The following is a 6,849-nucleotide window of genomic DNA, read 5'->3' as shown; positions in this document are numbered from 1 at the left end:
GTCCCTTGCTGGCTTGGCTAGCCAGCGATAACGCATATTATCGCGTGCAAGCTCAAACGATAAATTGCCAGCAACACCCCGCTTGGTTAGCGCTACGCCAACAGCAACAAATTTTGGTAGTGCTTGGTCAACAAGCTTTAGCGCAAAGCCAGGCAATTGTCGATTGGGCACAACAGGCGGGGCTACCGGTGTTAGTCGACTGCCAAAGCCACTGGCAGGCGCTGTCTTCTCAACAACAAGTGATTAGCCAAGCAGAATTACTGCTCGCCAACCCTGGACTTTCCGCCAACAGTCAAGCCAAGCTGGTGATTCAATTTGGGGGTAAGTTGGTGTCTAAACGGCTTGGCCAATATCTGGCAGACACTCAAGCCGAGCATTGGTTAATCGACCCTTATCACCAGGTGATTAACCCCTCTCACCGTATTCAGCAACGCTGGCACTGTAGTGCTCTAGCTTGGTTGCAAGCTCATCCACTAGCTGTTTCGAATTCTGAGAACCACTATTTTGCGTTATGGCGACACGCTCAGCAGCAGTTAGCGCCGCTAGTTGAACAAGCCTTAAGCGACTATTCAGAGCTGGCAATTGTGGCGCAAGTGTCAGCGTTACAGCAACCAAACACAGCCCTATTTATGGGCAATAGCATGAGTGTACGGCTATTTGAGTTACTCGGGCAGCCTTGTCGTGCCAGCCATTATTTAGCTAATCGCGGTGCCTCAGGCATCGATGGTTTGGTGGCGAGCAGCTGCGGGGTGGCCGAAGGACTGCAACAACGCTGTACCCTCGTCATTGGCGATACCTCGCTATTGCACGACTTAAACTCGCTGAGCTTAGTTGCACAAAGCAGTCAAGCACTAACCATTGTGCTGATAAATAACAACGGCGGTGAAATTTTTAATTTGCTGCCTCGTTTAACGAGCGGCGAACAACATCAACAACTGGCGCGGGACTTTTTCCAGTTACCCCATCAAACCCAGTTTGCCAGCGCTGCCGCCTGCTTTGGTTTAGCCTATGCCAAAGTAGAAGATAAACAACAGTTTAGCGATGCCTTCAAGCTGGCTCAGCAAGGCAAGCAAAGCTACTTAATTGAAGTTTGTGTGGCCTCTGGCGATGCCAGCGCCCGTTACCAAAGCTTGATCAATCAGGTTATTCAGCAAAATGCACTGTAGTGTTTATGGACAAGCTCAACACCCCTGCCTAGTGTTATTGCACGGCTTCCTTGGCTGCGGCAGAGATTGGCAGGAACTGATCAGCCAGCTAAGCCAACACTATTATTGTGTCACCGTAGATATTCCGGGACATGGCATGAGTGCCCAGCAAGGCCTCAAACCACGGCACGCCTTTAAGGGCTTTAGCCAGCAGTTAAGTCAGTGTTTAAAGCGCCTGAAGATCAACCAGTATTACTTGCTGGGCTACAGCCTTGGTGGCCGACTGGCACTACATCACGCCTTATACGCTCCCAAAGGGATCCAGCATTTAATTATCGAGTCGGCCCACCCCGGCTTAAGCGACCCCGACGCCCGCCAACAACGCCTAGTGCACGACAACCGTTGGGCCGATCGTTGGCTAAAAGAACCCTTAGATGAACTGCTGCAAGAGTGGTATCAACAGCCAGTATTTGCCAACCTGACTGCGGCGCAACGTCAACAACTAATTAAACGCCGTGCCCAACAAGACCGCTCAGGCCTAGCCGCCACACTACGAGCCTGTAGCCTAGGCTTACAAAGTGACCTCAGCGCTCAGCTGGAGCAGCTAAAAATGCCACTGGATTTTATCGGCGGTAGCCTAGACAATAAATACCAAGGCTTAGCCAAACGGCTACAACAGCAGCATCCGCGTCTACGTTGGCATAGCATCGAACAAGCCGGCCACAACTGCCATTTTGAACAACCGACACTGTTTCTTCAGCTATTGTCCAGTGTCTTAGCAACAACAAAGAGAAAGCCATGACTAACATTGATCGTTCCGCCGTAATTTGGCATGACGCCAACCAAGACTACCAAGATATTCGCTACCATAAGTCTGAGTGTGGCATCGCCAAAATTACCATTAACCGGCCGCAGGTGCGCAACGCCTTTCGCCCACTCACCGTACAGGAAATGATGCATGCTTTAAACGATGCCCGCATCGACCCCAACATAGGGGTAATCATTCTTACCGGCGAAGGTGAACTGGCCTTCTGTTCCGGCGGTGACCAATCAGTTCGCGGCGACTATGGTGGCTACCAAGATGAACAAGGCACTCATCATTTAAATGTGCTTGATTTTCAAAGACAAATCCGTACCTGCCCTAAACCAGTAGTGGCCATGGTAGCCGGTTATGCGGTGGGCGGCGGCCATGTATTACACATGATGTGCGATCTAACCATTGCTGCCGATAACGCCAAGTTTGGCCAAACTGGCCCCAAAGTGGGTTCCTTTGACGGAGGCTGGGGTGCCAGCTATATGGCGCGCATCGTCGGTCAGAAAAAAGCCCGTGAAATTTGGTTTTTATGCCGCATGTATAATGCCCAAGAAGCGCTGGACATGGGTTTGGTAAATACCGTGGTGCCTTACGCCGAGCTAGAGAAAGAAACCGTGCAATGGTGTCGGGAAATGCTGCAAAACAGCCCAATGGCGCTGCGCTGCTTAAAAGCGGCGCTAAATGCCGACTGCGACGGGCAAGCCGGTCTTCAAGAGCTCGCAGGCAATGCCACCATGCTATTTTACATGACAGAAGAGGGTCAAGAAGGACGTAACGCCTTCAATGAGAAGCGCCCTCCTGAATTTAATAAGTTTAAACGTAATCCCTAGTTTGCAATTACGGCTTGGCTCCTGCTAACTGGATTTGACTCGACATCAACACACTGTTGGCTAAGCCAACAGTGTGCAAAGTAGAGAAAAACCTCGTTAAGCTAGACTTATTGCCTATTGCAGCAGCCTACGGCTAAGTGATAGATTTATCGGGTAACTTGTATTTATCTTCGATGAATAAGGAGCTGACATGCTCTGCGATTGGCACAGTGCGACTCTCAGCCGTTACACTCAACAACTAGCTCAGCCACTACAACTGGGTAACGTTCAGTTACAGCAGCGGCAGGGACTATACCTTGAATTACGTTTCCAAGACGGCCGCCTTGGCCGTGGTGAAATCGCTCCATTACCCGGCTTCAGCGAAGAAACGCTTGCTCAGGCTGAACAGCAAGTGATTGCCTGCCTGCAAGGCCACCCTCAACATCGACTCTACCCCAGCGTCGCCTTTGGCCTTGATTGTGCCATGGCCGGAGAGCCTCCCGAAGCCAACTTCGACGACAGTTGTTTACTGTTAAAAGGCAACTGGCAATACTGCCAGCAAATTCTAGAACAACAGCCAAGCGATTTAGCCAAACTAAAAGTGGCTCGACAATCGCCAAAACAAGATATTGAATTAATTCAAGCCCTACAAAAACACTATCCCCAATTACGCCTGCGCCTAGACGCCAACCGCAGTTGGATTTGGAATCAGGCGATCTTTATTATCGAGAATATCGATTTATCACGTATCGAATACATCGAAGAGCCACTGAACAATCCACAACAATCGGCTATGTTGGCCGAACGCACCGGTGTGGGAATTGGCCTGGATGAAAGTTTGCAAAACAGCAATTATCGTTATCGTTATTTTAAAGGGCTGAAAGCATTAGTAATGAAACCCAGCTTGCTAGGGCCATGGCATCGCTGTTTATCTTTATTAGAACAAGCCCACGCCGATCAAGTTGCCTGTGTATTTAGCTCGGCTTACGAAAGCCGGCTAGGGCTGAGCTGGATTAAGGCGCTGGCGCAACAATATACGCCCAACCAGCCCGCCGGTTTAGACACCCTTAGAGCCTTTAGCGAAGCGCCTCCCGAGATAGAAATTATCCAACATTTTCAACACAATAGTTAAGGTGGCAAAGTACTGGGCGAGAACCGTAACGGCGTCATTCCAGGGCGCCTTAATAATATTTTAGTCAGTTTCATCCGGCTCGCAAAAAGCCTCATTCCGCTAACATTTCTTGTTCAACAATAATGCCAACTATGGCGCTAAATTCAAAATCGACACCTTTAGGAAAACGTTTTCTTGCGCTGGTTCACAGAGTGAGAAGCATAATTAATAAACATCATAAGTGTACGAAAAAGCATCATTGGTCAGCTTTGAATTAGCGCCTAATCTGTTGCCGAGGAATGATTTATGGGGTGGCCTAAACGCCCCAACCTTAGCCAAAAATATATAACAAGCTGAATAGCAAGGAGCTAATAATGAAAAAACTGACTACCCTACTGTGCGCCCTAGCCATTGCGGTTTCCGCACCTGTTTTTGCCAAACCGGTAAAAATTGGTATGGCAATTGACGACCTTCGTTTAGAGCGCTGGCAAAAAGACCGAGACTTTTTTGTTGGTAAAGCTGAAGAGTTAGGTGCTGACGTTTTCGTTCAATCGGCCAACGGTAACGAAACGGCGCAAATTTCCCAAATTGAAAACATGATTTCACGCGGTGTCGATGTCTTAGTCATCATCCCTTACAACGGTATGGTACTAGCCAACGTGATCGCAGAAGCGAAAGCAGAAGGCATTAAAGTATTGGCCTACGACCGTTTAATTAATAACGCCGATATCGACTTCTACCTTTCTTTCGACAACGAGAAGGTAGGTGAACTGCAAGCTGAGGCCTTAATTAAGCACAAAGCCAGCGGTAACTTCTTCTTAATGGGTGGTTCACCAGTTGATAACAACGCCAAACTATTCCGTCAAGGTCAAATGAATGTACTACAACCGCTAATCGACAAAGGCGACATTAAAGTGGTTGGTGACCAATGGGTCGATGGCTGGTTAGCTGAAAACGCATTAAAAATTATGGAAAATGCTTTAACTGCAAACCACAACGACATCGATGTAGTAGTGGCTTCTAACGACTCCACCGCTGGCGGTGCAATTCAGGCCTTGGAAGCACAAGGTTTAGCCGGTAAAGTATATATTTCAGGTCAAGATGCCGACCTAGCCGCCGCACGCCGCGTGGTTGAAGGCACCCAAACCATGACTATTTACAAGCCAATTAAACTGCTTGCCACCACCGCTGCCGAACTGGCTGTGCAACTGGGTAAAGGCCAAACCCCGACATCTAACGCTAGCTTAAACAACGGCACCAAAGACGTACCCGCTTACCTATTAACGCCAATTGCTGTCGATAAAACTAATATCGATCAAACCGTTATTGCCGACGGTTTCCATAGCAAAGCCGACGTTTACCAATAAGCCTACGTATCCACAGTAAATTCATAACAGCAGTATTAAGGGCGAGCTAAGGCCGCCCTTTATCAGGAGTATTTATGAGCGATAGTAGCTTATTAACGATGTCAGACATCGTTAAAAAATTCTCCGGCGTGATTGCGCTTAATGGGGTTAATTTCAGCCTGGAGCGCGGCGAAGTCGTGTCGCTTTGCGGCGAAAATGGTTCAGGTAAGTCCACCTTAATGAAGGTGCTCACCGGTGTTCATCCCTATGGTAGTTACGAAGGACAAATTATTTACAAAGGCGAGCCGCTACAATCACGTAGCGTGCGCGACAGCGAAGAAAAAGGCATAGCAATTATTCACCAAGAGCTCACTCTGGTGAAAGAACTGAGCATTCTGGAAAACATCTTTCTCGGTGCCGAAATCAGCTCTTATGGCGTACTCGACCACAGCGCCATGTATAAACAAACCGCCGAATTATTAAAACGAGTAAAACTGGATATTTCACCCGATACCGTGATTAAAGAACTCGGGGTTGGCCAGCAGCAATTGGTTGAGATTGCCAAAGCCCTGTCTAAAAACGCCGAAGTATTGGTATTAGATGAGCCTAGTGCTCCCCTAACCGAATCAGAAACCCGTGTGCTATTAGACATCGTTAAACAACTACGTACAGAGGGGGTGAGTTGTGTTTACATTTCTCACAAGCTCAACGAAGTAAAGGAAATTTCTGATCGTATCTGCATCATTCGCGACGGTGAACATATTGGTACTCAAGACGCTAGTCGCATGAGCACCGATGACATTATCGGCATGATGGTAGGACGCGAACTTAAACAGCTATTTCCGCGAGAGGAGCATCCGATTGGGGAGGAATTCCTAAAAGTCGGCCCAGTGAATGCCAAAATCAGCAAATCAGCAAACCTTAAGCAAGTCGACAACCTCAGCTTTAGCCTACGTAAAGGCGAAATTTTAGGGGTTGCTGGCTTGGTAGGCTCCGGTCGAACCGAGCTGATGCAATGCCTATTTGGCTCTTACGAAGGTGTTTACCAATGCCCTGTTGAGCTAGACGGCAAACCGATCAAGATCCGCCACAACCGTGATGCTCTCAACTACGGTATTGCCATGGTTCCTGAAGATCGTAAACGCCATGGCATTGTACCGATTATGGGAGTAGGCCAAAACATTACCTTGGCAGGTTTAAACCACTTCATCGGTTTAGGACAAACACTCAACGAATCGGCCGAACAAACGGCTATCAATGATTCAATCAAGCGGCTTAAAGTGAAAACCGCCACTCCTGAATTGGCAATAAAAAGCCTCAGCGGCGGTAATCAGCAAAAAGCGATTCTAGCAAAATTTCTATTACTAAAACCACGCATTCTTATTTTGGATGAGCCTACTCGAGGCATTGATGTTGGCGCCAAATATGAAATCTACAAGCTGATGTATCAACTGGTAAAACAAGGGATCAGTATCATCATGGTGTCTTCCGAACTCCCTGAAGTATTGGGCATTAGCGACCGCGTTTTAGTCATGCATGAAGGTAAATTAAAAGGCCTATTAGACAACCAAAATCTTACCCAAGAGATGGTAATGGATTGCGCGTTGGCCGAGGAGTAATAACC

The 6,849-nt window shown here is 48.0% G+C and carries 6 protein-coding genes; all 6 read left to right on the top strand.

The annotated features are described in order from the left end of the window. A partial coding sequence (locus ACQY6Q_RS04520) for a thiamine pyrophosphate-dependent enzyme (RefSeq protein ID WP_427978377.1) occupies positions 1-1,166 on the top strand: 1,166 nt, incomplete at its 5' end. After that, a complete protein-coding gene (gene menH / locus ACQY6Q_RS04515; RefSeq protein ID WP_427978375.1) occupies positions 1,156-1,947 on the top strand; it encodes a 2-succinyl-6-hydroxy-2,4-cyclohexadiene-1-carboxylate synthase in 792 nt (263 codons plus the stop codon). The genes ACQY6Q_RS04520 and menH, both read left to right, overlap by 11 nt. Continuing rightward, entirely contained in the window at positions 1,944-2,789 is an 846-nt protein-coding gene (gene menB / locus ACQY6Q_RS04510; RefSeq protein WP_427978373.1) for a 1,4-dihydroxy-2-naphthoyl-CoA synthase, read from the top strand. The genes menH and menB overlap by 4 nt, the downstream gene beginning before the upstream one ends. A gap of 190 nt (positions 2,790-2,979) precedes the next feature. Continuing rightward, complete coding sequence (menC, locus tag ACQY6Q_RS04505) at positions 2,980-3,900, top strand: o-succinylbenzoate synthase (protein ID WP_427978371.1); 921 nt, start codon at positions 2,980-2,982, stop codon at positions 3,898-3,900. A 353-nt stretch (positions 3,901-4,253) separates the two neighbouring features. Beyond that, entirely contained in the window at positions 4,254-5,246 is a 993-nt protein-coding gene (gene xylF / locus ACQY6Q_RS04500) for a D-xylose ABC transporter substrate-binding protein (RefSeq protein WP_055733730.1), read from the top strand. 74 nt (positions 5,247-5,320) lie between these two features. After that, positions 5,321-6,844, top strand: a complete 1,524-nt coding sequence (locus ACQY6Q_RS04495) for a xylose ABC transporter ATP-binding protein (RefSeq protein WP_427978368.1) — start codon at positions 5,321-5,323, stop codon at positions 6,842-6,844. Positions 6,845-6,849: the final 5 nt, after the last annotated feature.

The organism is Agarivorans sp. (genome assembly GCF_050295395.1).
Lineage (GTDB): Bacteria > Pseudomonadota > Gammaproteobacteria > Enterobacterales > Celerinatantimonadaceae > Agarivorans.
The sequence above is the reverse complement of the archived record's forward strand: the minus strand, read 5'-3'. Positions and strand labels throughout refer to the sequence as shown.

Excerpts from the sequence above, each read along its gene's own strand:
- menH (WP_427978375.1), top strand. The coding sequence starts at position 1,156 with ATGCACTGTAGTGTTTATGGACAAGCTCAACACCCCTGCCTAGTGTTA.
- menB (WP_427978373.1), top strand. The coding sequence starts at position 1,944 with ATGACTAACATTGATCGTTCCGCCGTAATTTGGCATGACGCCAACCAA.
- menC (WP_427978371.1), top strand. The coding sequence starts at position 2,980 with ATGCTCTGCGATTGGCACAGTGCGACTCTCAGCCGTTACACTCAACAA.
- xylF (WP_055733730.1), top strand. The coding sequence starts at position 4,254 with ATGAAAAAACTGACTACCCTACTGTGCGCCCTAGCCATTGCGGTTTCC.
- ACQY6Q_RS04495 (WP_427978368.1), top strand. The coding sequence starts at position 5,321 with ATGAGCGATAGTAGCTTATTAACGATGTCAGACATCGTTAAAAAATTC.